Here is a 15,890-nt window from a genome sequence, read left to right as displayed (position 1 = left end):
GACATGGACGTCGTAAGCAGTGACGTTTCGGACGCCGGCACTCTCGTCGCCTGCCGTTCCTGCCAGGCGCGGCACGGCGTCGTCTGCGGCGCCTTGTCCAACAGCCAGCTCCGGGAGCTCGGCCGCCACTCGCTCCGCCGCACGGTCGGCGCGGGCTGCGAAATCATCGCTCAAGGCTCGGAAAGCTCTTCCTATTCGAACATCATGCGCGGGGTGGTGAAGCTCTGCAAAGTGATGCCGGACGGACGCCAGCAGATCGTCGGCCTGCAATTCGCTCCCGATTTCGTCGGCAGGCCATTCGTGCGCGAAAGCACGCTGTCGGCCGAGGCTGCGACCGATGCCGAAATCTGCTTTTTCCCCCGCAACCTGCTCGACCGCATGATATCGGAAGCGCCGGAACTGCAGCGCAGCCTTCACGATCAGGCGCTAAAGGAGCTGGACGCCGCGCGCGAATGGATGCTGACGCTCGGCCGACGCACCGCAGGCGAGAAAGTCGCAAGCCTGCTTTACCTGATCGCCACACACGCCGAACCGCAGACCGCCACGAGCACCGATTTCGACCTGCCGCTGTCCCGCACCGAGATCGCCGATTTTCTCGGGATGACGATCGAAACCGTCAGTCGCCAGATGACCAGGCTGCGCAAGAGCGGCGTCATTCGCATCGAGAACTTCCGACATATCATCGTGCCCGACATGGATGAGTTGGAGCGAATGATCAGCGCATAGAACGGGATCTGCCAACATCGGGGCGCTGACCCGGGATCGGCGCGCAAAACGGATCAGATGCCGAATTCAGAGTCTGGCGCTGAGCCGAGATCAGCGCGTGATCACGACGCGGGTCTTGGCGCGGCCAGCCCGTGGCGCCAGCGAGAAGAACTGGGCGGCATTCTCGAAGTGCAGGCGAACGCAGCCATGCGAGGCCGGCCGGCCCAAGCGCTTCAGGCTATAGCGCTCCTCATCACATCACCCACCCGGGACGCCGGTCCCCATTGAAGCTCGAACGAGGCAGATACATGAACAAGATCAAGGTCGCCAATCCCGTCGCCGATCTCGACGGCGATGAAATGACGCGCATCATCTGGCAGCTCATCAAGGATAAGCTGATCCATCCGTATCTCGACCTAGACGTCGATTATTTCGACCTCTCCGTCGAAAACCGCGACGCCACCAACGACCAGGTCACCGTCGATGCCGCCAACGCCATCAAGAAGTACGGCGTCGGCATCAAGTGCGCGACGATTACGCCGGACGAAGACCGCGTCAAGGAATTCAATCTCAAGCAGATGTGGAAGAGCCCGAACGGCACGATCCGCAACATTCTCGGCGGCGTCATCTTCCGCGAACCGATCATCTGCAAGAATGTGCCGCGCCTGGTTCCCGGCTGGACCAAGCCGATCGTTGTCGGCCGCCATGCCTTCGGCGACCAGTACCGTGCCACCGACTTCCGCTTCCCCGGCAAGGGCAAGCTGACGATCAAGTTCGTCGGCGAAGACGGCACGGTTATCGAGAAGGACGTCTTCGACGCCCCCGGCTCGGGCGTTGCCATGGCGATGTACAATCTCGACGAGTCGATCCGCGAATTCGCCCGCGCTTCGATGATGTACGGCCTGATGCGCAAATGGCCAGTTTACCTGTCGACCAAGAACACCATTCTCAAGGCCTATGACGGTCGCTTCAAGGATATCTTCGAAGAGATCTACCAGACCGAATTCAAGGATCAGTTCAAGGAAGTCGGCATCACCTACGAACACCGCCTGATCGACGACATGGTCGCCTCTGCGCTGAAGTGGTCGGGCGGCTATGTCTGGGCATGCAAGAATTATGACGGCGATGTCCAGTCCGATACGGTCGCCCAGGGTTTTGGCTCGCTCGGCCTGATGACCTCGGTACTGCTCACGCCCGACGGCAAGACGGTCGAAGCCGAAGCTGCCCACGGCACGGTGACGCGCCACTACCGCCAGCACCAGAAGGGCCAGGAAACCTCGACGAACTCGATCGCCTCGATCTTCGCCTGGACGCGTGGCCTGGCGCATCGCGCCAAGCTCGACGACAATGCCGAGCTTGCCCGCTTCGCCGCAACGCTCGAAAAGGTCTGCGTCGACACTGTCGAATCCGGTTTCATGACCAAGGACCTGGCGCGGCTGATCGGCCACGACCAGCCGTGGCTCTCGACCACTGCCTTCCTCGACAAGATCGACCAGAACCTGCAGAAGGCCATGGCGTAAGCCGGCTTATCCAAGATAACATGGAAGCGGCGGGAAATTCCCCGCATTCAGAGTGCTGACAAAACCCCTGGCCTTGGCTGGGGGTTTATGATTCAGTGGGACATGTCGAAGAAACTCCCGCCGCAGCAGACGGCTCTCGAGGCAAGTGGCCTGAAACGTCGCTAGCCAGCAGTCGCCGGCGAGGATCTCTGCCGATTGATCGATGACACCGACGAAGCCGACAGATTCTTTGGTCTAGACTGTCCATCCATCCGGGCCTGGAACTGTTCAGGCGTCAACGCTGCTACCGAGAAGTGTCGAGGGTAAGAGTATTCGCCATCATGCGCTTTGCCTCGCGCGCGCCTCGGCGACCATCTCCTCGAGCCTAACAGCAACACTGTGAGCGCGGCGATAGTAGGCGGATTCTGGAATCCCATACCGGTCCATTGGCGTCTCGAAGTTGAGCGGAGTCTGATAAGGAGTTGCGGCGATCGCCGAGGTGATCGTGTGCCAATCTAATCGTCCATCGAATGGCAAGAGATGGTTATCCATTGCTCCGAAATTGTCGTGAATGTGAGTAGCGATGAGCCGATCCGCGAAACGCTCAAGCACGCTGAGCTTGCCTGGCTCGATCAGTTCCCAGTGGCCACAATCGAAGCAGACGCCGATGAACTCCTTGCCGTATCGGGCGAACAGTCGATCATAGAGGTTGAGGAAATTCTGAGCGTTGGCGCAAAGAAGAGTTTCCGCGGCAATCTGGATGCCCTTTTCGACGCAGTAAGGCCTGATCTCGTCGAGAGACTGGAAAAGGGGGTCGAAGAAAGCTCGTTCGGCGGCTTCGCTGCCGAAGACGTTGTCGTTGATATCGATGTGCAGAACAATATTGGGGGACTGGAACGCGGCCGCCAGGTCGACACGGTTACGCAACAGCTCGACTCCGCTGCGGCGCTGCCATTCATGCGGCGACAGGAAGTCCTTGCGCGTCTCCATCGCGAAAGGGCCAGGGTTTTTGTGGCCGATCTCGGTGATAGGATTGCGGCCATTGCTGCCATGAACCGAGTGCACTTTCAGCCCAGCATCGGCCACGATCCTGCTTGTAAACTCGATCTCGGCGTCGCCTAGCCAGTACGAACTGCCGGAGTCGGGATTCCAGTTGATGTGTGTGAAGCCAGCTTCCTTGATGAGGGTGAGCGAGTTGCGAATGCCTTCGTCGTACCAACGCTCCTGGTGCGGCCAATGCCAGACGGTGATGCAGGTATCCAATGGATCAGTCTCCGGTTCTACAATGTTGTGGTTTCTGGACCTTTGCCAAGGCCGATGCGCTCGGCCAACAGAATGATCGCCAGTGAAAACGCCATGATCAGAGTGACATAGACAAGGTTGAGCGCTGCCTGCTCAGGATCGACAGACAGCGAGCTGTCTACGATTGCAATCGGCAGCGGTTTGTTGTTGACATTGTATAGAAACGCCGACAGGGGGTATTCCGACAGGAGATCGTTGAAGGCCATCCCGGCGACGAGGATTACAGTCGGCGCCACTATCGGCAGAATGATGCGGCGATAGCGATAAAGACCAGTGGCGCCCATCGAGCGGGCCGCCTCGTTATAGGCCGGATCGATTCCTACGAAGGCTGCCCGCAGGAACCTCACCATAAGCGGCAAGGCGACGATGGCGTAGCCAATCGGCAGGAGCCAGTAGCCGCCGAGGAGGACTGCGTTTCCAACGAGCGGGTTTGGCGTGTCGAAGGTGACGATCAGCCCGACAGCGAGCAGAACACTAGGAACTACCCATGGCAGGAAGAAAGTGATGTCTAGGAGGCGCGTCAGCCAACTGCGCCGGCCAAGAATAACCGGGACAGCAAACAGCGTAACGACCAGCGCCGCCGATACCGCGACAAGGCTCATCACTATGGAGTTGAAGAACGGAAGAAAGGCGGTGCCTTCGGTAAAGACGCGGGCATAGTTCTTCAGGGTCAGGCTGGATGGGATCACTTCGATGCCGATGCTCGCGGCCGGGGCGAAGGAGAAGAGTACGACAAGAGCGATCGGCACCGCATAAATAGCCACAAGAAGATAGGCAAAAAAGTGTAGCACTGTATTGCCGATCGGGCTGCAAATTTTGCGTAGCTGGATGGGCGCAGTCGCTTTCGCGCCGCCGACATAGGAGCCGCGCGCTTCGTAATATTGAGACAGCAGGATAAGCGCCATGAGACACAGTCCCATCATAAGCGCCAGTAAGGCGGCCATGTCGGGACGGCGCAGGCTGTTCAGAGTCAGCACCATCTGGCTCAGCATGTGGAAATCGCGACCGCCCAGCACCTGAGGGGCGGCGAAAGAGCTGATCGCGGTGTAAAGGGTAAGAAGGGTGACAGCGAGGAGCGTCGGCATGATTGCGGGCAGTACCACACGCCACAGGATCGTATATTCCGAGGCACCCATACTGCGCGCGGCTTCGATGGTTGCGTGGTCGACGCGGCGCATCGCAGCGCGCAGAAAAAGATAGTAAAAGTTGGTCATCAGAAAGGTATGCGTGAAGAGCACGCCAAACCAGCCGATGAACCAGTCTTGCGGGAGGCTGGAAACGATCGCCTTCACCAGATGTGTCACCGCACCGCCGGGACCATAGGTGAAGTTATAGCCCGCCGCCGCAACGACACTGCCGAAGACCAGCGGCGTTGCATAGGCGATTTTCAAGAGCGCGCGACCGCGTACGTGAAAATATTCAAGGACGACGACCTGGAAAATCCCGACAATGGTCACCGTGACCATGGTCGCTGACGTCATCCACGCCGTGTTCCAAAGGGCAGCGCGCACTCTTCGTGATCTTGAAAGTTCGCTTAGGGTCTGGCCGACCACCAGGCTGCCGTGCTTGAAAAATGCCGCATGAAGTGACGCGACGAGCGGCAGTATCAGGAAGGTGACGACGATCCAGATCAGGGCCGCCAACCCGATCCAATAGACTACGCGCTCGACGGCAGCCGCGCGGTTCATCTGTCCGCTTCCTCAAAGATATGCGCCGAGCCCGGGCGGATCGTCCAGGACACGGTCTCACCGATTTCGGGTAACTCGTGCCCCATCCTGGCGGCCGAAATGAAATAACCGCCGGTATCCAGGTCGATACGGCTGTGGGCGCCAAGGAATTCCACGTGGCGGACGATCGCCCGCGACCCGACTTCTACCGCCTTCCCGACGAACACATCTTCGTGGCGGACAAAGATGCGCCCTCGAATGTCGCCGCCCAGGATTTGCCTGGCAAGCGGCGTAGGCAGTTCGTTGGCGGCGCCGACGAACTCGCAGATGAACGGCGTCGCGGGTTTTCGGTAAAGAGTACGCCCGTCACCGATCTGTTCAACGCCACCGTTCGCCAGCACGACGATCGTGTCGGACATCGTGAGTGCATCTTCCTGATCATGCGTAACAAAGACTGCCGTGAAGCCAAACTCCCGCTGGAGCCTCTTGATCTCGCGGCGCATCGTCACTCGTACCTTGGCGTCGAGATTGGACAATGGTTCGTCGAACAAAAGCACCTTGGAGCCCGCGACGAGCGCGCGCGCAATCGCAACTCGCTGTTGTTGCCCGCCTGACATGGCCACTGGCTTCTTGTGCAGTTGCTCCGTAATCCCCGATGTTTCGGCGATCTCGGCGACGCGCCTGCCGATCTCGCTCTGCGGCATCTTCGCGACACGCAAAGCAAAGGCGATGTTTTCGAACGCCGTCATCGTTGGAAACAGCGCATAGTTCTGGAATACCATGCCGACATTGCGGCGCTCCGGAGGCTCGTTGGTGATATCTTTTCCTTCAAGGATAATCCGCCCGCTCATTGCCGAATGAAAGCCGGCGAGGGTCCTTAGAACGCTGGATTTCCCACTGCCGGAAGCCCCGAGCAGAGCAACGAACTCGCCTTCGTGAATTTCAAGCGAGAGGTCGCGGATGACTACCTTATCGCCATAGCCAATATGCAGTTTATCGATGATGAGGATCGGGGTCGGCATGATCATACTCCTGTGAAGCCTGGCGATCTGCATCGCCCGGTCCTACATGCTCACCGGATTTCAAGCTCGATCTTCTGCAACCAGCCGTCCAGTTTGGGCGCGACGGCATCCCAGTCGATAGGCTGAGCCTTGACTAGTTCCGCATTCGCCTGCACCTCTGGCGGTGATTTAGCCAGCGCCGCCGGCAGCACCGGAACCTGACCGAACTTTTTGGCGTAGCCGGCCATGACATCGGCAGAGCCGAACCAGTCTACGAATGCCTTTGCCTGCTCCAACTGATCGGTTCCGGCCATGATCGCCACGCCTTCGGAGATGACGGGCGTGCCACCTTCCGGGTCAATGACCTTGACTTGCATGCCGAGTTCCCTGGCGTCCTTGATGACGCCGCCGAACCAGTTCAGATTGATGACCGCACCGCCCGATTTGAAGGCTTCCTTGCGCGCATCGGCGTCATCGACAACGATCGCGTTCGCATAGAATGCGCCAAGAAAATCCCATCCAGCCTGAGTGACTTCGCCCTTGTCGTCGAGGAACCGGGCCAAGATACCGGCCAGATAGACCCTTGTCGTCTGCCAGGCGGTGTTGCCGATGACGTATTTGCCTTTGTATTCGCCCCTTGTCAGGTCCAGCCAACTTTTCGGCGCCCGCTCAGCGGCAAGCTTTTCGGAATCATAGGCTATGACGACCGGTGTGCTCCAGAATTTGTAGACAATGCCTTCTTTGTCCTTGTATTGCGCAGGGAGGTCCGCCGCCCAGGCTGGTGTGTATGGCTGGAACAGGCCGTTCTTTTTGAGCAGAGTCATAGACGTGTCGACCATGCCGAGTACGACATCGGCCTGGGGGTTGTTCTTCTCGGCGACCAGCCGATCAAAAAGTTCTCCTCCGGGTGCGCGCAGAACCTGCACATCGTAACCGGCGGCTTTAGCCTGGTCGACTATCCACTGAACGTTCTCTTCTCCCTGAGGCGAATACACGACAAGACTATTGGCCAAGGCCGGAGAGGTCACCGCGATCAGCACGGCTGCCAGGGTCAATAAGCGTTTGATCTGATGCATGGTGTTCCTCTCGTTTCAGATTGGCCGGTCATCTCCGACTTGGCGCGTTCTTAATGAAGCTTTATGACAGTTTAATTACATTGCGTAATTTAATATATATTGCAATAGCTCTTTGGCTGCTAACCATTTGAGGCACTCTTGGAACCAATGGACCTTTCACGGAACGAACGACGACTGGTCGAACTGATTTTCGTGGGCAAGAAGATTGCGCGCGTCGACCTGGCCGAACGGTCCGGCATGACAGGAGCTTCTGTCACTCGGCTGATAGGTCGCTTAATTGAGATCGGACTTCTGATCGAGGTGGTCGAGCGGACCGGCGCCCAAGGCCAGCCTCGGCGCTTGCTGAGCCTGCGGGCTGACCGGTATCTTTCCGCGGGAATAACATTCTCGGTCTCCCGAATGGAGGTAGCAATCGTTGATCTAGCGGGAAAGATTCTTACCTCCCTATCAGTCGACATCGAGACCAGCACGGCTTTGTCGGTGGCAGGCGCGGCGCAGGCGGCTATCGCGGTGATGCTGGCCGACCTTGGTATGCCTAAGGATCGCCTTCTCGGGGTCGGCTGCTCGGTGCCCGGCAATTTCGGCACGATGTCGAACATCCTCAAGGCCCATAGCTTCTTCCCGGCTTTCGATGATGGTGAGGCGGACCAAGCTTTTAAAGCGACTTTCGAAGCGCCCTATTACATCGAGAATGATGGAACAGCTGCAGCGCTCGGAGAATATGTGTTCGGCGGACGCATCCCGCAGCCTGATCCGATGTTCTTCATTCACATTGGACACGGTGTCGGGGGAGGGGCGGTTATCGACGGACGACCGTACCGCGGTGTCAATGGAAACGCCTGCCTGCCCGGAGTTCTCTACCCGTACGACCAGCCGCGCCCATCCGGCCAAGACCTTTTTGCCACCCTCAACGGTGCCGGCTTCGCCATCCACGACTTCGTCGATCTCGAGCGGTTGCCAGACAGCGCCGAAGTGGCTTTAGGAGCCTGGGTAGAACGCGCCGGAAAGCAGCTCAGCGAGACAGTACGTGTTGCAACGGCGATGTTCGACCCCGCGCTGATTATCCTTGGGGGACGGCTGCCAGAACTCGTGACAGACAAGCTGGTGGGTGCAATTTCCAGTCAGCCAATCCTTGGTCCGTCGCGCGGCTTGGAGGTTGCTGCAGTCGAGGCCTCCCGACTTGGCCCTCGCGCCGGCGCGATCGGGGCCGCCTGCATTCCGTTCTTTGCCTCTCTCTTTTCAGCCGCCGTCGCAGACGATGGCAGTCCCTACCTTAACGGTCGCAAGCCCAAATCCCGACCCTAGATAATTCGACGGCGCGCCTGAGTGTCTTCGGGAGTCTACCGGGCAGACCCAGACGCTAACCTCCTCCTTACAGGTCGGTTCCCTGTAAAACCTCAAATGACTAGCTTTAGGTGGCTGGATAAAACCAGACCCGCGGCGCCACGCAGAGCCGTATGGCCTTCGCCGATACCATTCACTGTGATTGATATCTCCTGACCAGGTCTCTTTACCACTAGCTGCTCGACATGCCGTCTGATCAGCTCCGCAGCCTTCATTCCGCCTCCGGCGACGTCTCCGTGAAGGACGTAGGAGTTGAGGGACAGTGTTTGCTGCAGGTTGACGATGCCGAACGCCACGTTGCGTGTATAACGGTCGAGAAGTTCCTCTGCCGCATTCGAGCCTTCGTCTGTTTCCTTGACCAGTCTGGCACAGGTGACGCTTCTGGGATGTGGCAAGCCCATTCGGACGGCTTCTTTTCGTAGCCACGGAAGGGCAGCTACCGTCTCCCAGCAACCGTGCTTTCCACAATTACAAAGGGCACCGTCGATCTGAACCACGCTGTGCCCGAGCTCACCGCCGGATCCGGCGAGTCCACGATAGACCTTGCCGTCGATGAAGAAGGCGCCGCCGAGCACCTCGCCGGTATAGACCGCGGCAAAATTTTGTTGGCCGCGGCCGGGCCCGAACCATCTGTCCCCAACAAGCAAGGCACGAGGGTGATGATCGATAACAACGGGAAGAGAGAAGCGTTCTTGTAGTAGCGCTACAAGAGGTAGTCCCGTTAGAACGGGAGCAAGGTTGACGGTAAGAATTGTTCCTTTGTCACTGTCGATCATTCCAGCAGAAGCCACGCCAATGCCAAACGGCGCCTGCTGGGCCTGAGACAGTGTGGCAGTAAGCGTCTTGGTCATGACAGCGATGAATGCTTCTGTGTCGCCATGCGGATCAAACTCAGCTTTCGTGACGGCCTTGATCTCGCCGGTTAAGGCCACGAGGCATGATTGTATCGTGCCGGGCAGAAGGAGCACTGCGCCAAGCATCGGTGCATCGGGGTTAAAATAAAGCGGACGAGCCGGCTTGCCGCCTTTGACGTCGGAAGGCGACGCATCTCCCTCGATAAGAAGCTGGTCTTCAATCATCGGCTGCACAATACCGGTGATCGTAGTCCGGTTGACGCCCGCGAGTCGAGCGAGATCCGCCCGGCTTTTGGGTCCGTTATCATACAAAGCTTGAAGTACGCGACCGCGGTTTATGGCGCCGAGTGCCGATTGGGAGACAAGCGTCACGTTGCCGCTGTTCTCGCCGGCGGCGACTTCTCTGGTGGCAGGGGTGCGCTGGCCCAACGAATAGGACGGCTGGCTCTCAAACTTCACTTCTCTTCTCCAATCTACCGGATCCTTTTAGCCCGTACATTATCGAACGGCCATACAGCAAAGGTCCCTTCCGGTGATGCAAGCAGGATGTCGATGACAAGGGCGGTTCGGCGAAAATTTTGGCGACAACTTGTTGACACTAACATAAGTTTGTGCGAGGTACAAACTAACTGCTTACAAAAAGCAAATTAGGGGTAGCAATCTCAGATCGACAAGCGGAAGCCCGGTGGCTCCGCTGAAGGGGCCGAGGTTGGGATACGAAGCAACTGAGGAGGCTGTTTATGACAATCGATATCGGAAATATGTCGCGACGTGACCTGCTGAAAAGCGCTTCCGTCGCAGCTCTTGTGGCTGGCGCGGGATCACTGGCCATTCCACGGCGCGGGGCCGCGCAGGATGCGAACACGGTTCGCGTCCTGTCCGTTGAAGACCCATTCTTTTTCTCGATGAAGGCGCTGGTGCCGGAATACGAGAAAGAAACCGGCATCAAGGTCGAACTGGAGAGTCTCTCCTATGACGCCCTTCAATCGCGCCTCGTGTCTGCCTTTGTCGCCAAAACCTCAGACGCCGACGTCATTGTTGTCGATCAGATGTGGCTCGGGCAGTACATCGACAATGGATGGATCATCTCGCTGAACGATTTTATTGCCAAGGACAGTGAATTCGATCTCTCCGATTTCATCCCGGAGGTCCTTTACTCCTCGAATATGTGGCGCGGCCAGATCGGCACATTGCCGATCGCCGCTTATGCACAGGGCGTCATGTACCGCAAGGACGTGTTTGACGAACTCGGCATCGCAGCGCCGCCGACCAAGACCTCGGAAGACTGGACCTGGACGAAATATGTCGACACACTGAAGTCGATGGAAGGCAAGTCATTTGGCGGCAAACCGTTGTTTCCCACGGTGGTCTGCGGCTCTCAACCGTCGCCGATCGTCCACATGTTTACGCAGGTGTCGGCAAGCCACGGTGCGAACTGGTTCAAATCATTCCCTGCCGACCCGTGGGATTTCTCTCCGCAGCTGACAAGCCCCGCCTGGGTCAAATCTGTTGAAGTCTATAGGCAGCTCTACAAGCTGTCTCCGCCTGAAGCGATCAACTATGTCTGGTTCGACGCCGGCACCCGTTTTGCAAAAGGTGACATCGGGATGTTCTACTGGTGGACGCCGTACTTCTACCTGATCAAAAACTCGGGCTACATGACCGGCAAGAAGTCGGACGTGATGGACAAGTACGCGACGGCGGCCTTGCCAAAGGCTGAGGGCGTGCCTCAGACGGTCAGTCTCGGCGGATGGAGCCTTGGCATCCCATCCAGTTCCGAAAGGCAAGAAGCAGGCTACGCCTTCATCAAATGGGCGACCTCGAAAACCACGCAGAAGAAAATGGCTCTTTGGCCGGACCTTAACTACCAATTCTCCGACTTTGCGCGCGTTTCACTCTACGAAGACGAGGAAGTCAAAGCGCTCTATCCGTACCTCGATGTGCAGTATGCGATGATGAAGCAGGGCAACGGCAAGGTCACACGCCCGCCTGTACCTGGTTACACGGCCATTGAAAGCGTGCTGGGCCTCACATTGAACCAGCTTTTGACCGGTAGCGAAGAGCCGAAGACCGGCCTTGAACGTGCCAACAGCCTGTTCGAGAGCATCCTGAAGGGTAATCTCATGATCCCTTATCAAAAAGCCAGCTACGCAGACACTCTTGACGGGGCCAAAGCCCTGATCGCCAAGAGGTAATAGAGTTCTCCTCGGGCCGGCGCGACAGCGATCGCGCCGGCAGCTACTTGAAGAAGAACTGGATCTGCCAATGCACACGACAACTGTTCGCTCACCGCGAGCCTTCAGGCCCGCCCGGAAGAGCTTTATCCGACGAAACCTGCCATACTTGCTGATCGCGCCTTCGGTCGTGATGCTGCTCGCTCTGATCGCCTACCCCTTACTGTTTGCCCTACGATCGAGCTTCTACTTCTGGAACCTGCAAATCGGCCCGGAGCCGCTTCAGTTCGTTGGCTTCGAGAATTATGTGCAGGCCTTTAACGCCTTTGACTTTCGCGCCGCACTGACCAACACCTTGATCCTGTCGATCCTAGGCACGACACTTGAGTTCACGTTTGGCCTGGCGATCGCCCTCATCCTGCTCAAGGTACTGCCTGGCATGAACGTCGTGCGTGCCCTGCTGATCCTCCCCACCACGATTGCCCCTATCGTCGTCGGATTTTTGTTCCGCTATCTCTATGATCCAGGCGGTGGACTGTTGAGCTGGGTGTTGCAGTCGCTTTGGCTACCGGTGCCGGCAGAGGGAATTCTTGGCTCGCCTTCAACCGCACTTGCGGCAATCCTCTTCGTCGACATCTGGCAATGGACGCCGTTCTTTGCAATCGTCCTCTACGCAAGCCTCTTAGCCGTTCCTGACGAAATCTTGGAGGCCGCGCGACTGGATCGGGCTTCCGCCTGGACAATCCTGATGCGTATCAAGCTGCCGCTGATCAAGCGCACCGCGATCATCATCGTCATGCTTCGCTTCATGCAGATCTTCAACACCTTCGACACGGTGCTTGTGCTCACTCGCGGCGGACCGGGTACTTCCACGCGCACCCTTGGATACTCGCTCTACGAGCAGGGCCTCGTCAACTTCAACATTGGCCTTGTCAGCGCAATGACCTGGATCACAGTGCTGATCGTCAATGTCATCGTTGCCCTCTACGTCTTCTTCGCGTTCAGAAACGAGGAGTGGTAAAATGTCCCGTCGTCGCACAAGCTTCAACACGGCACTCACCTACGCCGCCGGCCTCCTCTTCCTGGCAATCTTCGTTGGGCCGATCCTGTGGTTTATCGCTCTTGCCGTTCGCCCGGCCGAAACGGCCTTCACCATGCCGCCGCAAATTACCTTCGAGCCTAATCTCGACGCATTCCGGCACATCCTCGTCGATCCCGGCACCAACGCACCGCAACTGGTCAACAGCCTGATCGTCGCAATCGGCGCCGTGTTACTCAATCTGCCCTTTTCCGTTCCTGCTGCCTACGCGTTGTCCCGCTTCAAGCTGCGCGGCAAGAAAAACATCATGTTGTGGTACCTCGGCTTGCTGATGGCCCCGCCAGTCGCGTTCCTGATCCCTTATTTCATCCTCATCACGCGCATCGGTCTCCAGGGTTCCTACTTCTCGATGGTCCTCGTTCTGCAGACGCTGACGATCCCGTTTTCCGTCTGGTTGATGAAGAGTTTCATCGACGAGGTGCCGGTGGAACTGGAGGAGGCTGCCCGGGTCGACGGCGCTCGATGGTACACGATTATGTTGCGGATCACGCTACCGATCGTTCGTCCCGGCATCATCGTAACCTCGATGTTTGCCTTCGTGTTCGCGTGGAACAACGCGGCTTTCCCGCTGGTGCTGAGTTCTCGCTCCACCGCCACCCTCCCGATCGGAACACTTGGATATTTCGCGACAAGCGGTGTGACGTGGAACTACATCGCCGCCGCTGCGGTGCTCGCGATGATACCGCCGATGATCATCTTCCTTGTTTTCGATCGATACGTCGTACGAGGCCTCACCTTTGGTTCGGTGAAGGGCTGAGCTTTCCCTTTATGAATGGAGTAATGAAATGAGCAGACTGCGAATGGGCGTCATTGGCGCCGGTCTTTGGGGCGGCAATCACGCCCACACCTTTAATGTCTTGCCGGAGACCGAGCTGGTCGGCGTCTGCGACCTCGATGAGGGCAGGGCGCTGAAGATGAAGGAAACCTACCGCGCAACGCAGGCCTTTACCGACTATCAGAAGCTGATCTCAAGCGATCAGATCGATGCCATCTCGGTTGCGACACCTGACTTTACCCACACGCCGATCATTCTGGCCGCTCTGAAAGCCGACAAACACGTATTGAGCGAAAAACCGCTTGCGACGACAGTGCGCGAAGCCGAGGAAATTGCTGCGGCCGCCGCAAAGTCCAAGGGCAAGCTGATGATTGATTTCCATAATCGTGTGAATCCAATTCTCGCCCAGGTTCGTGACATGATTCAAGACGGTCAGATCGGCTTGGCAAAGCATGGCACTGCGCGTCTCTCGAATACGACATTCGTTCCGTTCGAAATGCTGAGCTGGGCCGCGAAGTCTTCTGCACTCTGGTTCCTGGGCAGTCATCTGGTGGATGTCCTGCGCTTCATCCTGGCGGACGAGGTCGTACGGGTTTATTCCGTCGCCCGCTCGGGGACCCTGTCGGCCGGCGGTGTGGATACAAAGGATTTCCATGTCTCGGTGCTTGAATTTTCCAAGGGCACGGTGGTGACCATGGAGAACAGCTGGATCCTGTCGCGTGACAATCCTTCGCTCGTCGATTTCAAGATCGAGTTTGTCGGTGAAAAGGGGCAGGTCCAGGCGGACCCCACCCACAATGGCGGCCTGCGAAAGATCGTCGACGGCGGACTAAAATACAATGACTATATCGGCATAACACCAACCGGCGCGACGCGCATCGGCGGCTTTGTCCTGGAATCCATCGCTCGCTTTGTCGATAGCGTCGTGCGCGACGCTCCGCTACTGGCAGATGCACAGGACGGCCTGGCGAACACCAAGACCCTCGCAGCCATCGAGGAATCCGTCGCGACCGGCAAGGCTGTGAACATCGGCTAGAGCCGGAACCAAAAGCGCGGGGCATGTCCGCACGAACAGTGCGGCTTGCCTCGCTTGAAAATACGGGGAGTAAATAAAAATGGCGTCCATGACCTTCGACGGGATCGGCAAGACCTTTCCGGACGGAACCGTTGCCGTTGCGAATGTAAGTTTTTCGGTCGCCAACGGAGAATTCGTCGTGTTGGTCGGCCCGTCCGGTTGTGGCAAGTCGACATTATTACGGATAGCAGCGGGTCTTGAAACGCTCAACAGCGGCCGATTGCTCATGGATGACGCTAATGTCACCGAGACTGAGCCCCAGGACCGGGATATCGCGATGGTTTTTCAGAACTACGCGCTTTACCCCCATATGACTGTCTACGACAATATGGCCTTCGGTCTGCAGCAGCGCAAAATGCCCAAGGACAAGATCGATAAGCTGGTGCGTGACGCGGCGGAAATGCTCGACCTTACCCGCTATCTCGAACGCAAACCAGGGGCGTTGTCGGGTGGCCAGCGGCAACGTGTGGCAATGGGTCGGGCGATCGTTCGCCATCCCATGGCCTTCCTGATGGACGAGCCGCTTTCAAACCTTGATGCCAAGCTCCGCGTACAGATGCGCGGCGAACTGAAGCTGCTCAACCAGCGGCTCGGTGTAACGACGCTCTACGTAACCCACGACCAGGTCGAAGCCATGACCATGGGCGATCGTGTCGCTGTGCTGAAGCCAGTATTCAATGGAGAGGAGAGCAATCTTCAGCAGGTCGACACCCCGCAAATGCTCTACGACAAGCCCGCCAACCTCTTTGTCGCGGGCTTCATCGGATCGCCCGCGATGAATTTTGTGCGCGTCGAGCTGACTGCGGAAGCCGGGGCACTCAAAGCTGCGGTAACTGGAACGCCGATATCCTTCTCCGTCGCCGCCAAGCCGGCACTTTCGGAATATATAGGCCGGCAGGTCATCGTTGGAATTCGCCCGGAGATGTTTCTGGTTTGCCCCGCGTCTGAAGCCCTCTTCAACGAGCAGGTCCCGGTTGCCGAAGCGCTGGGAGCCGACACCTTCGTCTTTTTCGACATCGCGTCACCGCCGGTCAACGTAAACGATGCCGAAGATACCGAAGACTTTACAAATAAAGGTAAGAACCGACTTGTCGCGCGGATCCCACCGGCGCTCACACCGCGTCCCAACCAACATTTGCCGCTCACTGTCGATCTGGAAAAATTGCACTGGTTCGATCCGGTAACCGGAACTGCGATCCGAGACTGACAGAACATCCGCAAATTATCGCCTCACTAGGAATTCAAGTCTTTTCTCCTGCCCTCCCAGGCAACTTGGCTGTCGTCGAATACGAGGTCGGCGGCAGCCATTTTATTCTTCG

General features: G+C 57.8%; 13 protein-coding genes and 1 pseudogene. 8 read left to right on the top strand and 6 right to left on the bottom strand.

The genetic code is table 11. The annotated features are described in order from the left end of the window. Nucleotides 1-3: 3 nt before the first annotated feature. Nucleotides 4-726, top strand: a complete 723-nt coding sequence (locus NE851_RS07465; protein WP_128408580.1) for a Crp/Fnr family transcriptional regulator — start codon at nt 4-6, stop codon at nt 724-726. Nucleotides 727-816: 90 nt separating this feature from the next. On the opposite strand, the pseudogene NE851_RS07460 reads toward NE851_RS07465, so the two are convergent. After that, nucleotides 817-948 (bottom strand): annotated as a pseudogene (locus NE851_RS07460) (L,D-transpeptidase); the annotation flags it as partial. Between the two features lie 65 nt (nt 949-1,013). Between NE851_RS07460 and NE851_RS07455 the strand changes: the two are divergent. After that, the gene (locus NE851_RS07455) at nt 1,014-2,225 is read left to right on the top strand and encodes an NADP-dependent isocitrate dehydrogenase (protein WP_254956881.1); all 1,212 of its coding nucleotides are present in this window, start codon (nt 1,014-1,016) and stop codon (nt 2,223-2,225) included. 318 nt (nt 2,226-2,543) lie between these two features. Here the strand turns inward: NE851_RS07455 and NE851_RS07450 are convergent, their stop codons facing one another. From NE851_RS07450 to NE851_RS07435, 4 genes are read right to left on the bottom strand one after another with little or no spacing between them, the layout of a single operon-like run. Then, the gene (locus tag NE851_RS07450; RefSeq protein ID WP_063473366.1) at nt 2,544-3,467 is read right to left on the bottom strand and encodes a sugar phosphate isomerase/epimerase family protein; all 924 of its coding nucleotides are present in this window, start codon (nt 3,465-3,467) and stop codon (nt 2,544-2,546) included. Nucleotides 3,468-3,484: 17 nt separating this feature from the next. Then, nucleotides 3,485-5,194 (bottom strand): ABC transporter permease, encoded by a 1,710-nt coding sequence (locus NE851_RS07445; RefSeq protein WP_128408578.1) that lies wholly within the window; start codon nt 5,192-5,194, stop codon nt 3,485-3,487. Beyond that, a complete protein-coding gene (locus NE851_RS07440; protein WP_065276673.1) occupies nt 5,191-6,195 on the bottom strand; it encodes an ABC transporter ATP-binding protein in 1,005 nt (334 codons plus the stop codon). Before NE851_RS07440 ends, NE851_RS07445 begins: the two co-directional genes overlap by 4 nt. Nucleotides 6,196-6,245: 50 nt before the next feature. Beyond that, on the bottom strand, nt 6,246-7,250 hold the full coding sequence (locus tag NE851_RS07435) for an extracellular solute-binding protein (protein WP_254956877.1): 1,005 nt from the start codon (nt 7,248-7,250) through the stop codon (nt 6,246-6,248). A 147-nt stretch (nt 7,251-7,397) separates the two neighbouring features. Between NE851_RS07435 and NE851_RS07430 the strand changes: the two genes are divergently transcribed. Continuing rightward, entirely contained in the window at nt 7,398-8,555 is a 1,158-nt protein-coding gene (locus NE851_RS07430) for an ROK family transcriptional regulator (RefSeq protein WP_254956875.1), read from the top strand. Nucleotides 8,556-8,647: 92 nt separating this feature from the next. Here the strand turns inward: NE851_RS07430 and NE851_RS07425 are convergent, their stop codons facing one another. Continuing rightward, nucleotides 8,648-9,907 carry an ROK family transcriptional regulator gene (locus NE851_RS07425; RefSeq protein ID WP_065276662.1) on the bottom strand — a complete coding sequence of 420 codons (1,260 nt, stop codon included), beginning with the start codon at nt 9,905-9,907 and terminating at the stop codon, nt 8,648-8,650. A gap of 281 nt (nt 9,908-10,188) precedes the next feature. On the opposite strand from NE851_RS07425, the gene NE851_RS07420 reads away from it, so the two are divergent. The 5 genes from NE851_RS07420 to NE851_RS07400 all read left to right on the top strand — a co-directional run bounded on the left by NE851_RS07420 (nt 10,189) and on the right by NE851_RS07400 (nt 15,778). Then, complete coding sequence (locus NE851_RS07420; protein WP_130784896.1) at nt 10,189-11,643, top strand: ABC transporter substrate-binding protein; 1,455 nt, start codon at nt 10,189-10,191, stop codon at nt 11,641-11,643. Nucleotides 11,644-11,713: 70 nt separating this feature from the next. Then, the gene (locus NE851_RS07415; RefSeq protein ID WP_128408575.1) at nt 11,714-12,643 is read left to right on the top strand and encodes a carbohydrate ABC transporter permease; all 930 of its coding nucleotides are present in this window, start codon (nt 11,714-11,716) and stop codon (nt 12,641-12,643) included. A 1-nt stretch (nt 12,644) separates the two neighbouring features. After that, nucleotides 12,645-13,478, top strand: coding sequence for a carbohydrate ABC transporter permease (locus NE851_RS07410; RefSeq protein ID WP_064682883.1), 834 nt, complete (start codon nt 12,645-12,647; stop codon nt 13,476-13,478). A gap of 28 nt (nt 13,479-13,506) precedes the next feature. Then, on the top strand, nt 13,507-14,532 hold the full coding sequence (locus tag NE851_RS07405; protein ID WP_254956866.1) for a Gfo/Idh/MocA family protein: 1,026 nt from the start codon (nt 13,507-13,509) through the stop codon (nt 14,530-14,532). 79 nt (nt 14,533-14,611) lie between these two features. Beyond that, complete coding sequence (locus NE851_RS07400; protein ID WP_254956864.1) at nt 14,612-15,778, top strand: ABC transporter ATP-binding protein; 1,167 nt, start codon at nt 14,612-14,614, stop codon at nt 15,776-15,778. Nucleotides 15,779-15,890: the final 112 nt, after the last annotated feature.

It is taken from the genome of Rhizobium anhuiense bv. trifolii (genome assembly GCF_024346605.1).
GTDB lineage: Bacteria > Pseudomonadota > Alphaproteobacteria > Rhizobiales > Rhizobiaceae > Rhizobium > Rhizobium anhuiense.
The sequence above is the reverse complement of the archived record's forward strand: the minus strand, read 5'-3'. Positions and strand labels throughout refer to the sequence as shown.

Bases quoted from the DNA above. Each gene is read 5' to 3' on its own strand.
- NE851_RS07410 (WP_064682883.1), top strand. From the start codon at position 12,645: ATGTCCCGTCGTCGCACAAGCTTCAACACGGCACTCACCTACGCCGCC.
- NE851_RS07430 (WP_254956875.1), top strand. From the start codon at position 7,398: ATGGACCTTTCACGGAACGAACGACGACTGGTCGAACTGATTTTCGTG.
- NE851_RS07420 (WP_130784896.1), top strand. From the start codon at position 10,189: ATGACAATCGATATCGGAAATATGTCGCGACGTGACCTGCTGAAAAGC.
- NE851_RS07415 (WP_128408575.1), top strand. From the start codon at position 11,714: ATGCACACGACAACTGTTCGCTCACCGCGAGCCTTCAGGCCCGCCCGG.
- NE851_RS07445 (WP_128408578.1), bottom strand. From the start codon at position 5,194: ATGAACCGCGCGGCTGCCGTCGAGCGCGTAGTCTATTGGATCGGGTTG.
- NE851_RS07435 (WP_254956877.1), bottom strand. From the start codon at position 7,250: ATGCATCAGATCAAACGCTTATTGACCCTGGCAGCCGTGCTGATCGCG.
- NE851_RS07455 (WP_254956881.1), top strand. From the start codon at position 1,014: ATGAACAAGATCAAGGTCGCCAATCCCGTCGCCGATCTCGACGGCGAT.
- NE851_RS07440 (WP_065276673.1), bottom strand. From the start codon at position 6,195: ATGCCGACCCCGATCCTCATCATCGATAAACTGCATATTGGCTATGGC.
- NE851_RS07405 (WP_254956866.1), top strand. From the start codon at position 13,507: ATGAGCAGACTGCGAATGGGCGTCATTGGCGCCGGTCTTTGGGGCGGC.
- NE851_RS07400 (WP_254956864.1), top strand. From the start codon at position 14,612: ATGGCGTCCATGACCTTCGACGGGATCGGCAAGACCTTTCCGGACGGA.
- NE851_RS07465 (WP_128408580.1), top strand. From the start codon at position 4: ATGGACGTCGTAAGCAGTGACGTTTCGGACGCCGGCACTCTCGTCGCC.